The 16,042-nt window shown below is 68.3% G+C and carries 15 protein-coding genes and 1 pseudogene; 8 read left to right on the top strand and 8 right to left on the bottom strand.

Going from position 1 to position 16,042, the window contains the following annotated elements; translation table 11 throughout:
* The first annotated feature begins 50 nt into the window (after positions 1-50).
* Both ACFV1J_RS02170 and ACFV1J_RS02175 read left to right on the top strand, forming a co-directional pair.
* Positions 51-443: a WD40 repeat domain-containing protein gene (locus ACFV1J_RS02170; RefSeq protein ID WP_385855273.1), complete on the top strand. Its 393-nt coding sequence runs from the start codon at positions 51-53 to the stop codon at positions 441-443.
* A 187-nt stretch (positions 444-630) separates the two neighbouring features.
* Positions 631-1,008 (top strand): hypothetical protein, encoded by a 378-nt coding sequence (locus ACFV1J_RS02175; RefSeq protein ID WP_385855274.1) that lies wholly within the window; start codon positions 631-633, stop codon positions 1,006-1,008.
* Between the two features lie 342 nt (positions 1,009-1,350).
* On the opposite strand, the gene ACFV1J_RS02180 is transcribed toward ACFV1J_RS02175, so the two are convergent.
* The 5 genes and pseudogenes from ACFV1J_RS02180 to ACFV1J_RS02200 form a co-directional block, all read right to left on the bottom strand.
* The gene (locus ACFV1J_RS02180; protein WP_385855431.1) at positions 1,351-2,157 is read right to left on the bottom strand and encodes a pyridoxamine 5'-phosphate oxidase family protein; all 807 of its coding nucleotides are present in this window, start codon (positions 2,155-2,157) and stop codon (positions 1,351-1,353) included.
* Between the two features lie 287 nt (positions 2,158-2,444).
* Positions 2,445-2,731, bottom strand: a pseudogene (locus ACFV1J_RS02185) (flavohemoprotein); the annotation flags it as partial.
* Between the two features lie 21 nt (positions 2,732-2,752).
* Positions 2,753-3,061 (bottom strand): hypothetical protein, encoded by a 309-nt coding sequence (locus tag ACFV1J_RS02190; RefSeq protein WP_385855275.1) that lies wholly within the window; start codon positions 3,059-3,061, stop codon positions 2,753-2,755.
* A 796-nt stretch (positions 3,062-3,857) separates the two neighbouring features.
* A complete protein-coding gene (locus ACFV1J_RS02195) occupies positions 3,858-4,445 on the bottom strand; it encodes an SMI1/KNR4 family protein (RefSeq protein ID WP_385855276.1) in 588 nt (195 codons plus the stop codon).
* 319 nt (positions 4,446-4,764) lie between these two features.
* Positions 4,765-5,475, bottom strand: a complete 711-nt coding sequence (locus tag ACFV1J_RS02200) for a TetR/AcrR family transcriptional regulator (RefSeq protein ID WP_385855277.1) — start codon at positions 5,473-5,475, stop codon at positions 4,765-4,767.
* A gap of 191 nt (positions 5,476-5,666) precedes the next feature.
* Between ACFV1J_RS02200 and ACFV1J_RS02205 the strand changes: the two genes are divergently transcribed.
* Positions 5,667-6,623 (top strand): NAD-dependent epimerase/dehydratase family protein, encoded by a 957-nt coding sequence (locus tag ACFV1J_RS02205; protein ID WP_385855278.1) that lies wholly within the window; start codon positions 5,667-5,669, stop codon positions 6,621-6,623.
* Positions 6,624-6,879: 256 nt separating this feature from the next.
* Here the strand turns inward: ACFV1J_RS02205 and ACFV1J_RS02210 are convergent, their stop codons facing one another.
* The 3 genes from ACFV1J_RS02210 to ACFV1J_RS02220 are packed head-to-tail and all read right to left on the bottom strand — an operon-like array spanning position 6,880 to position 12,212.
* Positions 6,880-8,937 carry an AAA family ATPase gene (locus ACFV1J_RS02210; RefSeq protein ID WP_385855279.1) on the bottom strand — a complete coding sequence of 686 codons (2,058 nt, stop codon included), beginning with the start codon at positions 8,935-8,937 and terminating at the stop codon, positions 6,880-6,882.
* Entirely contained in the window at positions 8,934-9,821 is an 888-nt protein-coding gene (locus ACFV1J_RS02215) for a hypothetical protein (protein WP_385855280.1), read from the bottom strand. Before ACFV1J_RS02215 ends, ACFV1J_RS02210 begins: the two co-directional genes overlap by 4 nt.
* Positions 9,822-9,827: 6 nt before the next feature.
* On the bottom strand, positions 9,828-12,212 hold the full coding sequence (locus tag ACFV1J_RS02220) for a WD40 repeat domain-containing protein (RefSeq protein WP_385855281.1): 2,385 nt from the start codon (positions 12,210-12,212) through the stop codon (positions 9,828-9,830).
* Positions 12,213-12,456: 244 nt separating this feature from the next.
* On the opposite strand from ACFV1J_RS02220, the gene ACFV1J_RS02225 reads away from it, so the two are divergent.
* The 5 genes from ACFV1J_RS02225 to ACFV1J_RS02245 all read left to right on the top strand — a co-directional run bounded on the left by ACFV1J_RS02225 (position 12,457) and on the right by ACFV1J_RS02245 (position 15,977).
* Positions 12,457-12,762, top strand: a complete 306-nt coding sequence (locus ACFV1J_RS02225; protein ID WP_385855440.1) for a hypothetical protein — start codon at positions 12,457-12,459, stop codon at positions 12,760-12,762.
* Positions 12,714-13,193 (top strand): pentapeptide repeat-containing protein, encoded by a 480-nt coding sequence (locus tag ACFV1J_RS02230; protein WP_385855282.1) that lies wholly within the window; start codon positions 12,714-12,716, stop codon positions 13,191-13,193. The genes ACFV1J_RS02225 and ACFV1J_RS02230 overlap by 49 nt, the downstream gene beginning before the upstream one ends.
* Before the next feature lie 413 nt (positions 13,194-13,606).
* Entirely contained in the window at positions 13,607-13,969 is a 363-nt protein-coding gene (locus tag ACFV1J_RS02235; protein WP_385855283.1) for a hypothetical protein, read from the top strand.
* A 430-nt stretch (positions 13,970-14,399) separates the two neighbouring features.
* On the top strand, positions 14,400-15,314 hold the full coding sequence (locus ACFV1J_RS02240; protein WP_385855432.1) for a DUF1259 domain-containing protein: 915 nt from the start codon (positions 14,400-14,402) through the stop codon (positions 15,312-15,314).
* Positions 15,315-15,512: 198 nt separating this feature from the next.
* Complete coding sequence (locus ACFV1J_RS02245; RefSeq protein WP_385855284.1) at positions 15,513-15,977, top strand: hypothetical protein; 465 nt, start codon at positions 15,513-15,515, stop codon at positions 15,975-15,977.
* The last annotated feature ends 65 nt before the right edge of the window (positions 15,978-16,042 follow it).

Raw genomic sequence — 16,042 nt, forward strand, 5'->3', positions numbered from 1 at the left:
GCGAATTCTCCTTTGTTGGTTGTTGGTTGCTGCTTGTTGGTTGTGGTCCGGTGCCGGTCCGAGAGCCGCGGTTGGCGGGGCCGGCAGGGACCGGGCACACCGGCCGGGTGACCTGGGTGGGCTTCAGCGCGGACGGCCGCACGCTGGCCTCCGCCGGCGAGGACCACAGCGTCCTGCTGTGGGACCTGACCGATCCCGCTCGACCGGCCCCCTGGGGCAAGGCGCTCACCGCGGGCCACACCGAAGCGATGGAGACGGCCGCGTACCGCCCGGACGGGCAGCTCCTGGCCACAGCGGGACCGGACGGCACGATCGAGTTCACGCCCCTCGGACTCGCCCAGGCGATCCGGCGGATCTGCGCCAGCACCGCCGGTCAACTCACCCCGGCGCAATGGCGGGAATACGTACCGGAACTTCCCTACGCCCAGCCATGCCGCGCCTGAGGGGATCGCCCACACCTCGCCGCCGTCGTCACCCCCGCCCCTCGCTCCCGACGCCGGGCCGGCAGCTCCGGTGCCGGACGGGGCGACGGGCCGGTCAGACCCCGCTCACGCAACCCCGTCGGGTCTTCCTCGCCCTCACACAGTGACTAGGGTGCTGGGGCGAGCAAGAAGTGAAGGGTCCCATTCCGTGAACACACGTTACGAAGCCCACCTGCGCCAGGCTGGGCGGTGGTGGAACGTCGACATTCCTGAACTGGCTCTCTACAGCCAGGGGCGCACTCTGGGGGAGGCCGAAGCTCGCGCCCGCGACCTCGTTGCGGGGGCACTCCAGGTGCCGGCTGACGACATCTGCGTGGATCTGGTCATCCCGGAGGCGGCAGGCCCACTGCGGCGCGTCCGACACGCTCGCGACGAACTGATGACGGCCATCGCCGCAGAGCAGCAAGCGTTGGCCGAAGCCGTCCATGTCCTCGTCACACAGCTCGGTCTGAGCCAGCGGGACGCGAGCCGGATGCTGGGCATTCCGCAGGAGCACGTCTCCCGAATCCTTGGCGGCCAACTCTGACTGATGGGGCGCGACTTGCAGCCACCATCGAGGTGTTCCCGGGACCCGGCACCCATCCCTCGGCGATTCACCGACCGCGGAATACGACCTGACGCTACGTCTTGGGGCTTCCGTGCCCCTTCTTACCCGCGGCCTTTTCCTTGGTGGTCGGGGGAGTCGGCGAGTGGTCGGGGAAGTCGGCGGTGCGCTGTCTGCAGAGCCTTGCTGAAGCTGTCGGCCACCTGTTTCGCCGTGGGACGCTCCGAAGGTTCCTTCGCCGGCATGGCCAAGATTCCAGGGCACACCGGGCGAACCGTCACACACTCGCTTCACCGGCGTCCGGCGTCCGGCGACAGGCCTTGGCTAGCCGAACCAGCCTCGAAAGGACTGCTTGCCCTCCTCCTCCGCGTCGGAGTTCCGCCGCGCCACCACCGCCAACAACCGCTCGACCGAGCGCTGCCACACAGCGGCCCGCGTCGGCTCTCCAGCCTGCGCCCACGACGGAACGTAACGCTTGCGCCGCCGGGGCCGGTACGGAGGGCGGTCCGGGGCGTCGGCCGCCGCGCCGAAGAAGTCCCCGCCCTTGCGCTTGAAGCCGTCCGTGCCCCACGCCTGCCGCTGGCGCTGCTCGGCCGGCGCCTTCTGCAGGTGCGGAATGTGCTTGGCGCAGTGGATGTACGCCTCCTCCACCGCGATCTCGACCCACAGCTGCGCTCGGCGCCCAGGCACCGGGTCGACCGGCAGCTCGGGGTGGGCGCGGCGCATTTCCTCGTCGGAAACGATCCGGGCCCGCCCATTGACATGCAGGCCGATCCGGTCCTTCAGGAAGTCGATCATCAGGACACCGACGTGGGGGTTCTCCTCGATGTTGCCGAGGCTGGCGAGCACGCCGTTGCCCCGGTACTCGGGGTAGACCAGCGTCCTGTCGTCGAGGACCTGGAGGAAGCCGGGCGGACCGGCCCGGAAGGTGCTGTCGCACTCACCGTGCCGGTCGGAGGTGGCCACGAAGCACATCTCCTGGCGCGCCACGAACTCCCGCATCCTGGTGTTGAGCCGGTCCAGGACCTGCTCGTCGTAGAACTTGTCGGCGCGTGCGGTGGTGCCCAGGCGCTCCTGGAGTTCATGCTCGCCATCGCTGCCGGGCCGGGCCCCGCAGTCCGCAGCGGCCATCGGGTCCACCGTGGGCATCCGGCCTGCCGCGGATATCTGATCCGGCACGCCCGCCTGGTCCTCTTCCCTGAGCGCCGCCTGAACGCCACCGACTGTCTCGGCGTTCACTTGCCTGTTCACGTCCGCATCTCCTCCGTTCCCTGATCCCGTGCCGCGACGGGGCTCTTCGATGGGAGTCGTGCCGTATGCGGTGGGCCGGTACGCCAATCCCCACCAGGTGTCGACGCCACTGCGGATCAGGCCGGGGGGGACCCGACAGATTTAGGCGTCGTACCTCGATGGGGCGGCGGGCGCACGGTGACGGTCGCGCCGGTGATGCGCAGCTCGTCGGAGACAATCTCGGCGTGCCAGCGGGCCGGCGCGCGCCGCCGATCCTCGCCGGCCGCGTCGATCATGATCTGCGACATCGCGGTGTACGCCCGCACCGAGGCAGCCTCGTTCTCCTCGCTCCAGGTGTTCGTCGCACAGCGGGGGAGGGCGCGAGGAAGTACTGGCCGACGGCCGGGTAGTGCGCAGGCCGGGTCCCGTAGTCGCGGTGGCCGCGACCGATGTCGGTGAGGTACTCGGTCAGGACGCCGGCCCCGCGCATCGCTGGTCAGAGGCGGCGCACCCGCCCGGCGATCAGATGTCCGGCGAGGAGATAGATCACGGCAGGCAGACCGTAATTGAGGGCCACCCGCAGGCCTTCGGTGTTCATGGTGAAGATGTCCTGCGCCCACCAGGAGAGCGAGTCGGCCACGCTCTTCACGAACTGGACGAAGACGTTGCCCTGGTTCGCTTGGAGCAGGTAGAACACGATCCACAAAGCCAAGAACGCGGCGGCTATGTCGGCAATCGTGTGGATGATCAGGGCTGTCCGCTGTGTGCCGGCCCGGCCGCCGTTGTGTCGATCATCTGCGGGCATGGCTTCGAACCTGTGGCTCATGGGAGTCGCAATCTGACGCTCGCAGCGCCTCGGCGGCAGGGGGGCCGATCACGGCCAGGGAGGCCACCCCCCACAGGAGTCACCCTGACCGTGATCGCGTACGGGGACGACCACTCGCACCCGTATGCAGTTCTGCGCCGCAGGGGGCTGCCGCGTTACTCGGCCAAGCGATACGTCCGATACGCAAGGACATATGCGTTCTTCCAGGCATCTGCTCCTGTGCGAGTAACGATTGATCAACCGGTGACGCAGAAGAAGTAGCCGACTGGTCATCGGCCCATGCGGATCCGACGGTTCCCCCGTGCCGGCGGATACGCCACCCGGCGCGGGTGGCGCTACTCCCCTCTGGAGCCCCCACCCGCGCCGGCCACACCCTTCGCGAGCAATTGACAGTGCGTGTCCAGAGCTCTCCCTGCGGTTCGCGCGTCCGCCACGCGCCGTACGGTGCCGCGCCCGCCGCTGACGCCGCTGACAGCTCGGTGCACCGCACCATCCGCGATCTGAACGGTGCCGCGGTCAGCTCGTCGAGCAGGACCACGGGACCGTATCTGGCAGCTGATCCACGGCGGCGTCGCAGGTCAGATCTTGGTGGGCGAGGCATCGGGGCGCTGTTCGGCCACCAGCCGGTAGCGTCCCCGGTGGCTGCGGACCAGCCCGACGGTGGGGTGCGGGAAGTGGGTTCCGAGCAGGAGGGCGTCGGTGTCCAGTGCAGCGACGGTCAGCTTTACCGGGCTGCTGGAGCTTCACCGTGGCTGAGGTTCGGCTCTGGCTCTGGTCATGACCCGCTCTCGCGCTCCGGTCGGCGGAGCCTGTGGAACGAGACGTACTGGTGGTGCATCAGGTCGTAGAAGGAGTCGAAGCGTTCCGGTCCCATGCCTGACCACGAGGCGAGCCAGTATCCGGCCCATTCGCCGCGCTCATCGACGTCCTCGGGGTCGAGGAGCATGACCGCGGCGTCGCCGTCGAGCGAGAGGCGCAGGGAACGGGCGAGGATGTCGCCCTCAGGCTCTTCGTCTTCGTCCTCGTCGGCGAACTCGGTGTCGCTGTAAGCATCGATCCAGCTGGAGCCCTCGTCGGTATCGGCCAGCCAGGCGAGCTCGGAGGTGCCCGCGAGCCGGTAAATGAAATTCCCCGCGTCCCGCCACCCGTTGGTGGTCAGCAGGAACTCGCGGAGCGAGGGCGGCAACGTCCGGCCCAGGCGTGCCTCGGCTGCCACGACCTCGTCCGCACTCGCCGGGTCGAACCCGAGCCAGCCGTCCCGTACGACGTTGTCATGCAAGGGTGCGTCCCGCTCGGGTTCGTGCCCGACGATCCACTCCGCACTCCAGAGTTTCAGGAACGGTCGCCACTCTTCGTGGTCCATGACTGCCCTTTCGCGTCGCATACATGGCCGAACATCACTGCGCCAACGACACCACACTGGTCTGACATCGACTGCTGACCGCTTTACCGCTTGACCGCCTGGTGTGCCTCGGCGGCACGGCTGCAACGCTGCGGGTCAAGTCACCCCGCCACCGTGCTCCCGTCCCCAAGAAGCACGGCTCCGCCGTCCGCACCGCACCGAGGCCTACCTCTTCGGCGAGTTCGCCCCCTATGGCCGCTTCCGCCGCATCGAGGAAACGACGCTCATGCCGGGCGGATCGCGGCCATCAAGGGCACGTCTGAACGCGACGATCGTCCCTCTAGAGCCGGAAGGAATCGGCCAGGGTGTTGATCTGCGTGGTGAGCAAGGTCGACGCGTGGTGCCCCATCCCGGCGTAATGGCCGGAGACCTCCAGGCCGACCGTGCCGTGCAACTGCGACCAGGCCAGCACCGTACCGGCGAGGGCGGTGCCGGCCGCCTTGCCGTGCGGCGGCAGCCCGGTGTGCTGCGCCACCCAGTCGGCGACGCCGTCGTCCTTGCGTACCCACACGTCCATTTCGGCGACGACCGGCCGTAGCGGCTCGGCGGGCACACCCGCGGCGAACACCTTCAGGAACGGCCCCAGGACGGCCCGCGCGCGCTGGAGCGTGTCGGGCGGAGCCGCGTAACCGGGGAGCGGCGTCCCCTGGATCAGGAGATAGCGGTGCGGCTGTGCGACGGCCCAGCTCCGGTAGGCGCCGGCGAGGGCGTGCAGGGTGGCCCGCGCGTCCCGGGCGGAGGCGTCGTCGGCCTGCGCGATGGCCTGCGCCACGTCGTCGTAGGCGTCCCGGATCAGTTCGCCCAGCAGATCGTCCCGGCCTGCGAAGTAGCGGTAGAGGGCCGGCCCGGACAGTCCCATCTCCTTGGCGATCCGGGTGAGTGCCACGGCCTGGACGCCGCCCTCGGCGAGCTGCTGCAGCGCGGCCGCCTTGATCTCCGCACGGTTTTGCTCGCGGTAGCGCGCCCGGGGGCTTCGTACCTCGTCGGCCATGTTCTCCTCCTGCGCCGCGGGGCGGCGGACGGCGTAAGTGAGTGGGCTTCGCTCATCGTAACCGTCACTTCAGTTGCGATGATGGATCGCTCCAGTTATGGTCTCTAACAGAAGTGAGATTGGGAAGCGAAAGCCCGCCCCCATCACCCGCCGATCCGATCCACCCACCACCCCGCAGCGAAGGAATCGCCATGTCTGTTGCAGCACGCCGTCTCCATGCCGTTCTGGGTGCCGGCCCGGCCGGCACCACGCTCGCCGCCGAGCTCGCCCGCCGGGGTCATGCCGTACGGCTGGTGAGCCGCTCGGTGCCGGAAGGCGCCCCCGAGGGCGTGCAGTGCCGTGCCGCCGATGTGAGCACGCACGACGGGGCGCTGGCCGCCGTCGAGGGCGCCGATGTCGTGTACCACTGCGTGAACGTCGCCTATCACCTGCAGGTCGAGGTCATGCCCCGGGTCCAGCAGGCGGTGCTGGCCGCCGTCGAGGCCACCGGGGCACGGCTGGTCGTCCTGGACACGTTGTATCCGTACGGCCCGACGCGCGGTGAGGTGATGACGGAGGACACTCCCTGGCGGGCGACGAGCCGTAAGGGCGTGATGCGGGCGCAGCTGGACGAGGCATATCTCGCCGCTCACCGTGCGGGGCGGGCCCGTGTCGTCCTCGGCCGGTCCGCCGACTTCGTCGGCCCCGGCGTGCTCAACTCCACGCTCGGCGGCGCGGTGTTCCCGCCCGCACTGACCGGCGGCGAGGTCCTGGCGCTGGGCGACATCGACCTCCCGCACAGCTACACGGCCATCCAGGATGTGGCGAAGGGACTGGCCGCCCTCGGCGAAGACCCGGAAGGCGACGGCCGGGTGTGGCATCTGCCCACCGCGCCCGCCCGTACCACCCGCGAGATCCACTCGATGATCGAGGAGCGGGTGGGCCGCCCGCTGCGGCGGGTGCTGCTCACCGAGCCCCGCCCCTTCGGGCCGTTCGATGCGACCTTCATGGATGAGTACGCGGAGATGTTCTACCAGCACACCGAGCCGCAGATCGTGGACTCCTCGGCATTCGAGCGGTCCTTCGGCCACCGTCCGGCGCCGCTGGAAGCGACGGTCGACGCCACACTCGGCTGGTACCGCACGCTGTTGGCCGGCGCGCAGAACTGACCTGCCGCACCGAGCCGGTGGCGTCCCTGGAGCGGCCGGCCCGTCCCACGCACGCCGGGGCCGACGCGGAGTGCGCCGGCCCCCGCGGCAATTCCGGCAGCGGTCGGGAGGCGCTGGGCGGCGTCGCCGACCAGGCGGTCACGGACAGCGCCGCTCCGCCGACGTCGTTGTCGAACGGTACGAGCGTACGGTGGGGCACCGGTCACGGGGACTGCTGAAGGCCCAGTCTCGTAACCCACTCCCGGCTGCCTCTCGGCTATCCGAGGAGTTTGACCCAGAACTCCCGCAGCGTATCGCGGAGTTCATCGTGGAAGAGCCGGTAGACGGTGTCGCCGTCTTCGCGGTCGGTGATCAGGTAAGCGGCCAGTCGGGTGGCGAGGAGCCAGGCTATGTCACTGTCGGTGAACGTTCGGTACGGGTCGCTCGCCACGGCGTTGGTGACGGCGGGCCAGACATCACGCCACGGCAGCCCCCGGCCGTACGCGAAGGCCACCGCGCGGAGCAGATTGACGGCGCGACGCCTTTCGTCGGGGTCCGGCAGGATGACGCGCAGGTCGTCGCGGAAGACTCCGAGCACCCCTTCGCTGACGGTCGCCAGCCAGTGCGGGTCCTGCGGGTCGACGGTGACGTGGCGGTGAGCCAGGGAGGCGGCAGCGACCCGGGTGATCAGGAACGACTTTCCCGCGTGCTGCGCCAGGACCTCGGCGACCGCTCTGGCAGTGTCCGGGCGCTCGGCGTAAGGGGAGTCGGGGAGGCTTTGGAGGAGCTCAGCAGCGTACGAAGCCACGTCCTCCTGCCGCCACCAGGGCTGCTCGTCCACGCGGATGCGGTGTGCGGCCAGTTCCGTCTCCGCCCGGTCAGCCAATTCAGGGACCTGCAGGGCAGGGAAGGGGAAAGCGGCCGGAGCCGTCAGCCGCGGCTCGTGCGGGCTCCAGTAGGAGGCGACGCCCCCGGAGCCTCCACTGGAGCGGACGCCCAGCAACAGTCGCACCCTGCTGAAATGGCCGTCGCCCTCCCCGAGTTGTGTCAGTACGTCCAAGAGCAAGCCCTGCGGGTCACTCGCCTCGTCCAGTGCGTCGATGACGAGGGTCACCGTCTTTTCCCGCTCGGCCAGCCACGACTGCCATGCGCCGATCCACTCCTGGAGGGTCGGCACCGGACGCCAGCTCCTGGGGGTCGGAACCCGCAGCGCCCGGCAGATTTGGGAGATCACCTCATCTGGGCGTTTGCCGGTCGCCAGGACAGCGACGTCGACCGCCCCCGGGGGCGGGATGAGGTCGGACGGGATAGCGGCGACCTGGTCACGGTACTGCTCGATGAAGACCGGGTCGCTCAAGGTCACCAGACGGGCCAGGGCAGCGGATTTGCCGGACCCCGCACCGCCCGTGACAAGGACCACGCCCGGTTCTCCGACAGCGGCATCGATCAGTTCACGCATGAGCTGGTCCCGGCCCGTGAACAGCCAGCCTGGATCGCCGGCCTCCACCACCCCGCGCGAGCGCGGCCCCCAGTGCGTGAGCAGATCCTGCTGGGGCAGGGCAAGGTCGCGACGTCGAGAGTCCACCGGCGCCGGAGCCCGATAATGCGGGTTCGGCAGGCAGGCATGCTTCCGGCTCAGCGGCGAGCCCGCCAGATGGGCCAGCCGTTGGTCCCCCAGCCTGTTCTGTATCTCGTCGACGAACGTGGCAACTTCAAGAAACGCGTCAACGCCGTACTTCTGGCCGACATCGGATGCCAATTCCTCGAGAAAGCCGTTGATGGCCTCGGTCAGTGCACTGGTGACGACCTTCTGGGACTTGGTGGCGCTGGCCAGGACGAGCCAGTTCGGAGGGAGTTCCTCGTCGAACCTCCCGGTCTCCACGACGGTTTGTCCGGCGTAGCACAGATCGAAGATGAGAAGCAGATGCTTGATATCCGTCTCGGTCAGCCATCCGGCGAGATCTGCGGTGCGCAGCGCGGTGGACCGGATGCGGTCCCATTCGGTCGCCTGAAGTACCAGCCAATGGTTGTCGTGCTTGATCTCGCCGTGGCCGGTGACGTAAACGACCGCTGCGTCGTTCGCGGTCCAACGACGGGCATACGGCGGGTTCTGCAGGGCGGAGCGGATGGCATTCTCATCAGGGTTCTCGGCGAGATGCTGGTTCAGGGGTACGAACCGCCGGTCCCCGAGCTGCTCGGAGCACAGCCAGTCACGCAGAAGACTCACCTCCTTCTCGACATCGAGCGCCCACCACCTGGGGTCTTCATATGCGGAGGTGGCTATCGCCACGAAGTGGCGCCGTAGAACATCGCCGCCCGTCAATGCATTCGTCATGGCGCCAGCCCCGGGAGTGCATCGAGTACGGCCTTGCCGGCTTCCCGCTTGCTCAGGTAGCGGACAACCTGGTGCGCCTTGTCCTCGTTGTCCACGTGCCGGTCGGTCACTCCTGGCCACAAAGGCCGCAGGTCACCGGCGCAGGCGACCGGGTCCCGCTTGTCGCGGATGTTCGTCCACGCCGCAACATTCGCTGGCAGACCATCAGCAGCCCCGTAGCCCGCATCGGGCATTTGGCTGCGGACCATGCGCAGGCCCAGCGGCGATCCCAAAGTGAGCAGCAGGGCAAGTGGGTGGCCGGGATTTTGCCGGACGTATTCGAAGGCGACGACAGATCCCAGCGAGTGCCCGATCAGCACGTGGCATTGGGAGGTCATTTTCGCGCGGACCTTGGCATCCGTCTCTGCCTTGAGAGCGTTGTCCCGGAGGTAACGACGAACCTGACGAAGTTCCCCGAGATACAACACACCGGCACTCGCTCCGAAGCGTCGATCCACCACGCGCAGCACCGTCAGCAGAGCGCTGGGCGCCCCGTCGGCGATCCCCTTGGCGGCCTTGGTTTCCGCCTCCGCTGCCGCGAACTCCTCCTCGCCGGCCACGTCGGCGACTGCCGCGGAAAGGTCCGCCAGCTCTTCGTCCTCGAGATCGCTCAGCAGGCCGGCCGCCCCTTCAGCAGCGCCTTTGGTGGCCGGCTCGACATTCATGTTCCGCAGGAACAGATCACCGTAGAAGGCAATATCCAGAGGCGGTTCCCCCACCTCGCTGCCATGCGCGAAATACAGGCCGTCTCGCAGAGCTGGGCTCCACTGGCCTTTCAGCTGATGGGGCCCGAGCTGCTGCTGGGCTATCCCGTGCACCCCCACGATGCTCGTGCTTACCGACACGATTCTTCACTCTTCTCCGCTGGACAGGGAAACGACCGCCAGTCCGTCGCCGGCGATGACCGCAACGGGCCGGCCGTTGACTTCGGCGATGCGCACGCCGGTGACCGGGCTGGGAACTCGCAACGGTGGCCCGAGAGGACGGGCGGCGGAGAGGTCCCACAGCCGGACCGTGGCATCGTGACTCCCGGTGACGGCGACCGCGCGACCGCCGGGGAGGACGGCGGCGGCCACCGCGTTGATGCCCTCACCATGGCCGGTCATGGGTTCCCCGACAGGCCGTCCGGTGGGAATGTCCCAGAGCCGGACGGCGGCGTCGCGACCGCCGGTGACGGCGACGGCGCGCCCATCAGGCAGTACGACGGTCGTGAGGGCGAAGGCGTCACCGTGGGTGAGTATCTTGCCCAAGCGCCGCCCACTTGGCAGTTCCCAGACTCCGGCGTTCGTTTGACCGCAGGTGACAGCCACCGTGCGGCCGTCGGGCAGCACCATGGCCGCCACGGGGTTGGCGCCGCCACCGGGCGGTGCGAAGGGGCCGCTGATGAGCCGGCCCGTGGACAAGTCCCGGATGTGCACGCCGGACCGGCTGCCGATGACCGCCACGCTGCTGCCGTCGGGCAACGTGGTCGTCGTGATCGAGTCGACGCCGGCAGTGTCACCGAGGGAGATCGGCAGGATTGCGGCGCTGGGTAGTTGCCAGACGCGCAGAACGTCGGTGTACCGCATGTCGTCCCAAGCACCGGCGAGCACCACCGCACGGCCGTCGGGCAATACAGCGGTCGCGATCGCGCGCGTCGCACTGCCCGATGCCGCATGCCAGTCAACGAGGGGCCGGCCCGTCCCGAGCTCCCGGATACGCAGCGTGTCGTCCCAGCCATCCGCCACGACGACGGTGCGACCATCCGGCAACCGCGCCGTCGCCACCGCGGAGACCGGGACACTCCGATCCATGAGGACCGGCCCGGGAGACTGCGCCAGCGCCAGATCCCACACCCGGATCTTTCCGACCTCACCACCGGTGACGGCGACGGCGCGGCCGTCGGGCAATCCCACAGTCGCCACGGCCACCAGAGCGCCGGCATGGCTGATGAAGGGATCGACCAGGACACGGCCGGTGGCCAGATCCCGGATCGTCAGCCGGTTCCAGTCGCTCGTCACGGCGACCGCACGGCCGTCGAGCAGTTTCGCAGTGGCCACCTGGCTGACACTCACCTCCTCGCCGGTCGGTGCGTCGGCCACCACCTCCCCGGTCGCCACGTTCCAGACGCGGACCCGGTCCCGGCCGCTTGTCACCACCACCGACCGGCCATCCGGCAGCGTTCCCGCCGCCATGCCGTGCACCGGGCCCATGTCTGGTACGAGGTACTCATCGACGAGCTGACGTTGCAGGTCCCATACGCTCAGGCCGCGCCGTCCACCGCCGACAGCAACGATGCGGCCGTCGGGAAGGGCGGCGGTAGTTACCGCAAGGACCCTGCCGAGGCCGGTGGCCAGCGTGTCGATGAGCCTGCCGGTGCTCATGTCCCAGACCCGCAGTACGGAGCCGCGGTGACTGGTGACGGCGACCGTACTGCCGTCCTCCAGGGTGGCGGCAGCAACCGATGTCGCGTTGGCCAGGCCGCGGTGGGGCTTGCCCACAGGCCGACCCGAAACCAGGTCCCACATCCGGACCGTACGGTCATCACTCCCGGTGACCGCGACCACTCGCCCATCGAGGAGAGCGGCCGTCGCCACTGCGAGCACAGCGCCGCCGTCCCCCCGCATGCATCTGCCGACCATGTCTCCGGTGTCCAGATCCCACGCCCTCAGCACACCATCCGCGTCACCGGTCACGGCGACGACCCGGCCATCGGGCAGCATCGCCGTCGACACCGCACCCACAGGGGCTGTCTGACTTGCGAGAACCTCCCCTACACCCAGCTTCCACCGCGCCCAACGAGGCGACCAGAACCGCTGCTCGGCGGTGGGCTCCAGTGGGAACCCGGCACACGCCGCCCAGAGGGCAAGTGCGCTGGCATTCGCTTCGGGCGAGTCCCAGTCCCAGGCATGGGCCACCCGGCGCCACAGTCTCGCCAGGCTCTCGGCCCGGCCCCGCAATCCCGTTTCCTTCTCGGCCCCGAGCACGGTGCGCGCTCTCAGACGGCCCGCATCGACATAGGGCAGGAATTCCTCGGACACGAACCGTTCGTCAAGTACCCCACCGGCCGCAGCGTGCTCTACGACATGACGTCGTACGTAGGCGGGAGGCGGATACCAGCTGTCGCCCACCCGACGTGCGGCGGTGAGCCGCGCGAGTCCTTCCGCGATCCGCGCCTCGACCTCGCGCGGGTCTTCGGCGGCCTGGTACCGCGCCGTCTCACGCTCGCAGATGGACTCCCCATGGAAGGTGCTCATCAGCACCACCGCAAACTTTTCGCCCCATGTACTCCTTCATCAACGCTACGTCCAATCGAACTCGTGCTTCAACTCCCATGGCCTGGTGCGTACTCACTGATCCATCCCCCTGGTGGCTGAGGTGGCGCTTCGCACACCACCGTCAGTGACTGGATCTGAACATGCCAAGAGCACCACCAGGGCACGAAGCACGCCTACTGCTGGGTGACCGTGCCGACACCCGGTCAGGACAAGAACCCTTCAAATGGCCACGCCCGGCACGTGCTTCGGCTGGAATGAGTCGGTGGCATACAAGAGAAGGGGACGCGCCGTTCGCGCCGCGCGCGCCGCAGTCCTCTCGCTACCAGGCATTTTCCTCGTTGTCGCAATGTATTCGTTGCTCGCCGAGACGCTGCTGAGGGGGAGCAAGGTCGCGGCTGGACTGCTGATGGTCGAGACACTGGCCATCCGCGCCACCATCTTTCTGGCCCTCTGCGTGCGGCGGTCTTCGTCCAGGCAGACATGGTGGCCTGTGACCTCACCGACGCTGACCTGCGCCATGCCGACCTGACCGAGTCAGATCTGCAGCAAGCAACCTTGAACGGTGGGAAGTTGTCGGGTGCGCGATTGGTGAGCACCGACTTGTCCGATGCGGACTTGACGGGTGTCGGAGCGGAGGAGGAGCCGGTGCGCCTCGATGGAAGCTGCCTCAATCAAGCGTGCCTCAGCGGTGCCGTATTGAGGAACGCCAGCCTCATCGGGGCGAAGCTGCGGCACGCCGACCTTACCGACGCCGACCTGACAGGCGCCGACCTGACAGGCGCCGATCTGACCAGAGCCGACCTTCGCACGGCGCGGGGATTGACAGCGGACCAGTTGCTCGCTGCCGGTTCCGTCGGCAAGGCACGACTGGACCCGACGCTCCGCGCGGCCTGCCGGCGCAGCACACATGGGACCGGACCTGCGGCTCGTGGCCCAGTCGGCCAAGAAGTACAGCCCTGACCGCGGTGTCCATCGGTATCGCGGACGGCCGGGACAAGATACCCGGGCCCATCAGCTGCTGCGCCAGCCGGTGCCGCGGCCTGCTCAGGCTGGACGAACACGCATCCGGGCGGGGGCGGCTGGTCCCCAAGCGGGTCACGCCTCGAAGGCCAGGCCTGGCCAGGCCAAGCCAGGCCAAGCCAGGCCGGTGCCGGTGCCGGTGGGACAGCCGTCGAGCAGCTGGGGGCTGATCTCTTCGGACCCGCGCGGTATCCACCCGCAGGTGGTGAGCGAGATACGTAGATCCGCGGACCCCGCGAAGGACTTACTTAGCGGTTCTGCAGGTTGACTCGTCTTCACCTTCATTCGCACACCGCGAGGTTTATAGCGTTCCTGCCAAGTGCCGGAGGTTGCCGTCGAGAAGGGGGAACGGCGTGCGCGTACGTACGTTCGTATCTGTTGTGTCCGCCGGTCTGATGGTCGGCAGTCTGGCTCTGGCGACCGGGGCGCCGGCGAGCGCGGCGCCTCAGGCAAGTTGCCAGTCGTACAGCATCTCCACCAGCGGGGGGTACGTTCACTACAACGAGTGCAACACCGGTTCGGGCACTACCGAACAGGGCTACGTGCGGGACATGGACGCCGATGGCCAGTGCGCGTACGTCTACACGACCCTCAACGGGAGCGGCACCATCCGCGACCAAGCCAAGGCGTGCCCCAAGGGTACGGAGACCTATTTCAGCTGGAACTACCCCGGCTACGCGCCCGTGCAGGTGCAGGTGTACCTCAGGGAGGCCTGAGCCAGTAGCACTGTGATGCATATCGCCGGCAGCCATGAGACCCCTTGTGTGGCTGTGCCGGCTGTACTGCTCTCGGATTTCGGCTTGTCGCCGCGATGCCTCGACGAGGGCCCGGCCCGGCTCGTGGAAGTCCACCAGGTCTCCGCATCGACCCGGTTCCACGGAGACCGCAACCTGTACCTGACTGGCGGATCGCTCATCCCGGGATCGATCGGCGCTGTTTGTAGGGTCGTTGAGAGGTTGTGGCGACCTGGGGGATTTCTTAGTCCACTTGGCCCCAACCGATGACGGAGTCGGCGTTTACTCCACGCCGTCATGTTTCCATGCCGACGGAGGTGTTCGTATGACTGCCGAAGGCCGACAGCAGGACCATGACCCGCACGCGGGTGCGCCGCGTCGACGTGTTTTGGCCGCGGCCGCCCTGGCTCCGATGCTGGCCGGGGCACCGTCACCCGCTCGTGCCTTGCCCACCGGCACGGCCGAGGTGACCAGCCGCAGGCTGATCAAGCCCGTTCGCACTACCCGGTCGCATTGGAAGAGCGTGGCCAAGACGCTGGGCCGGGTGGGCGATATGAAGCGAAATGTGATGTACCATACGGCCTTCCCGCGCCGGGACCTGCGGGTCCACTCCCGCCACATCGCCGTCAAACCGGCCCTTGCCCTCGGCTCGCACGTGTCCTTCGTCCGTTACGCAGACAAGAGCACGATGGTGATGGGCGATGTGGTGGTCACCGAGCACGAACTTCAGCCGTTCACGGATGCTCTGTACGAGCACAAGATCGGGCTGACCGCGATCCACAAGCATCTCCTTTCCCAGAGTCCCCATATCTGGTGGGTCCATGTCCATGCGCACAGTCACCACCCAGTGGCCGTGGCCCGCGGTCTGCGCGCAGCGTTCAACCGCACCGGCACCCCGCCCCCGCTGCCGCACCCCCAGCGACAGCCCGTCGCCCTGGACACCAATGGCATCGATGCCGCGCTGGGTGCCAAGGGTTCCGTCGACGACGGCATCTACAAGTGCATCTTCGTCCGCCGCGAGACCATCACCGACGGCAATCTGGTACTTCCTCCGGGACTGGGATCGACCAGCGCGTTCAACTTCCAGCCGCTCGGCGACGGTCGGGCCGCGATCAGTGGCGACTGCGCCATGATCGCCAAGGAAGTCCAGCACGTTCTCGTCGCCCTGCGGCGTGCCGGGGCCGAGCTCGTTGAGCTGCACAACCACGGCTTGACGGACGAACCTCGCTTGTTCTTCGTCCACTTCTGGGCCGTCGGCGACGGCGTCAGGCTCGCCCGGGCTCTGCGCCCGGCGGTGGACGCGACCAACGTCGAGCCGGCCGGCTGACCACGGCGCGGGCAGCAGGCAGCAGGCACCAGGCATCGTCGAGTGCGTCGACGTTGGTGCCGAGGAAGTCGGACGTGACCGCGGCCGACTCGCCTCCGTGGCCCAGTGTGTGGAATGCGTCGCTGTGCGCAGCGTTGGTGCCGGTCGCTGGAGGTTGGGCGCCTGGGTTGCGCTACGACTCGAGATCTGGCATTCGCCGTGACGGACTCGAATGTGGGCACACCGGTGGTCTCCCTGCCGGCCTTCGACCCGGTGGTCCACCGCGCCGAGCCGTCGTCGCTCGCGGGTGTGCGCGGGGTGCGGCTTCCGCCGTTCGGGAAGGCCGCCGCGTACCTGACGGTCCGGCCGGTAGGACGTCTGCCGGAGGGCGCCGAGTACCGATTCGAAGTGCAGCAACACTTCACCGTGGGACAGCAGCAGAGGACTCCGCTCTTCGGAGGAGGCACGTACGTGGTGAGTGTGAGCGGCCAGCCGCAAAGCCCCCATCCCGTCTTCGCCCCGTCACACGACCCGGATACCGACCCCGAAGAACGGGAACGGATCGAGCGCGAGGCAGAGGAACAGCGCTTGGACGTCCTTCCCCCATGGACACACGAGGCGGTCAAGCGGGCTCGTGCCGAGACTCCCGAGGCCGAGGCCGAGGCCGAGGACGACGATGGGTGACGGCATGCAGCAAGGCAACGGCTGACCGGCGCCAGACCAACGGTGGACACCAGGCAAGGTGGACA

The sequence above is a fragment of the Streptomyces sp. NPDC059649 genome (assembly GCF_042734445.1).
In the GTDB taxonomy this organism is placed as follows: Bacteria; Actinomycetota; Actinomycetes; order Streptomycetales; family Streptomycetaceae; genus Streptomyces.

Coding starts and splice junctions, on each gene's coding strand:
- ACFV1J_RS02180 (WP_385855431.1), bottom strand. CDS start 2,157: ATGGCCGCTGCGGACTGCGGGGCCCGGCCCGGCAGCGATGGCGAGCAT.
- ACFV1J_RS02190 (WP_385855275.1), bottom strand. CDS start 3,061: ATGCCCGCAGATGATCGACACAACGGCGGCCGGGCCGGCACACAGCGG.
- ACFV1J_RS02195 (WP_385855276.1), bottom strand. CDS start 4,445: ATGGACCACGAAGAGTGGCGACCGTTCCTGAAACTCTGGAGTGCGGAG.
- ACFV1J_RS02200 (WP_385855277.1), bottom strand. CDS start 5,475: ATGGCCGACGAGGTACGAAGCCCCCGGGCGCGCTACCGCGAGCAAAAC.
- ACFV1J_RS02205 (WP_385855278.1), top strand. CDS start 5,667: ATGTCTGTTGCAGCACGCCGTCTCCATGCCGTTCTGGGTGCCGGCCCG.
- ACFV1J_RS02210 (WP_385855279.1), bottom strand. CDS start 8,937: ATGACGAATGCATTGACGGGCGGCGATGTTCTACGGCGCCACTTCGTG.
- ACFV1J_RS02220 (WP_385855281.1), bottom strand. CDS start 12,212: ATGAGCACCTTCCATGGGGAGTCCATCTGCGAGCGTGAGACGGCGCGG.
- ACFV1J_RS02225 (WP_385855440.1), top strand. CDS start 12,457: ATGGCCACGCCCGGCACGTGCTTCGGCTGGAATGAGTCGGTGGCATAC.
- ACFV1J_RS02230 (WP_385855282.1), top strand. CDS start 12,714: ATGGTGGCCTGTGACCTCACCGACGCTGACCTGCGCCATGCCGACCTG.
- ACFV1J_RS02240 (WP_385855432.1), top strand. CDS start 14,400: ATGCTGGCCGGGGCACCGTCACCCGCTCGTGCCTTGCCCACCGGCACG.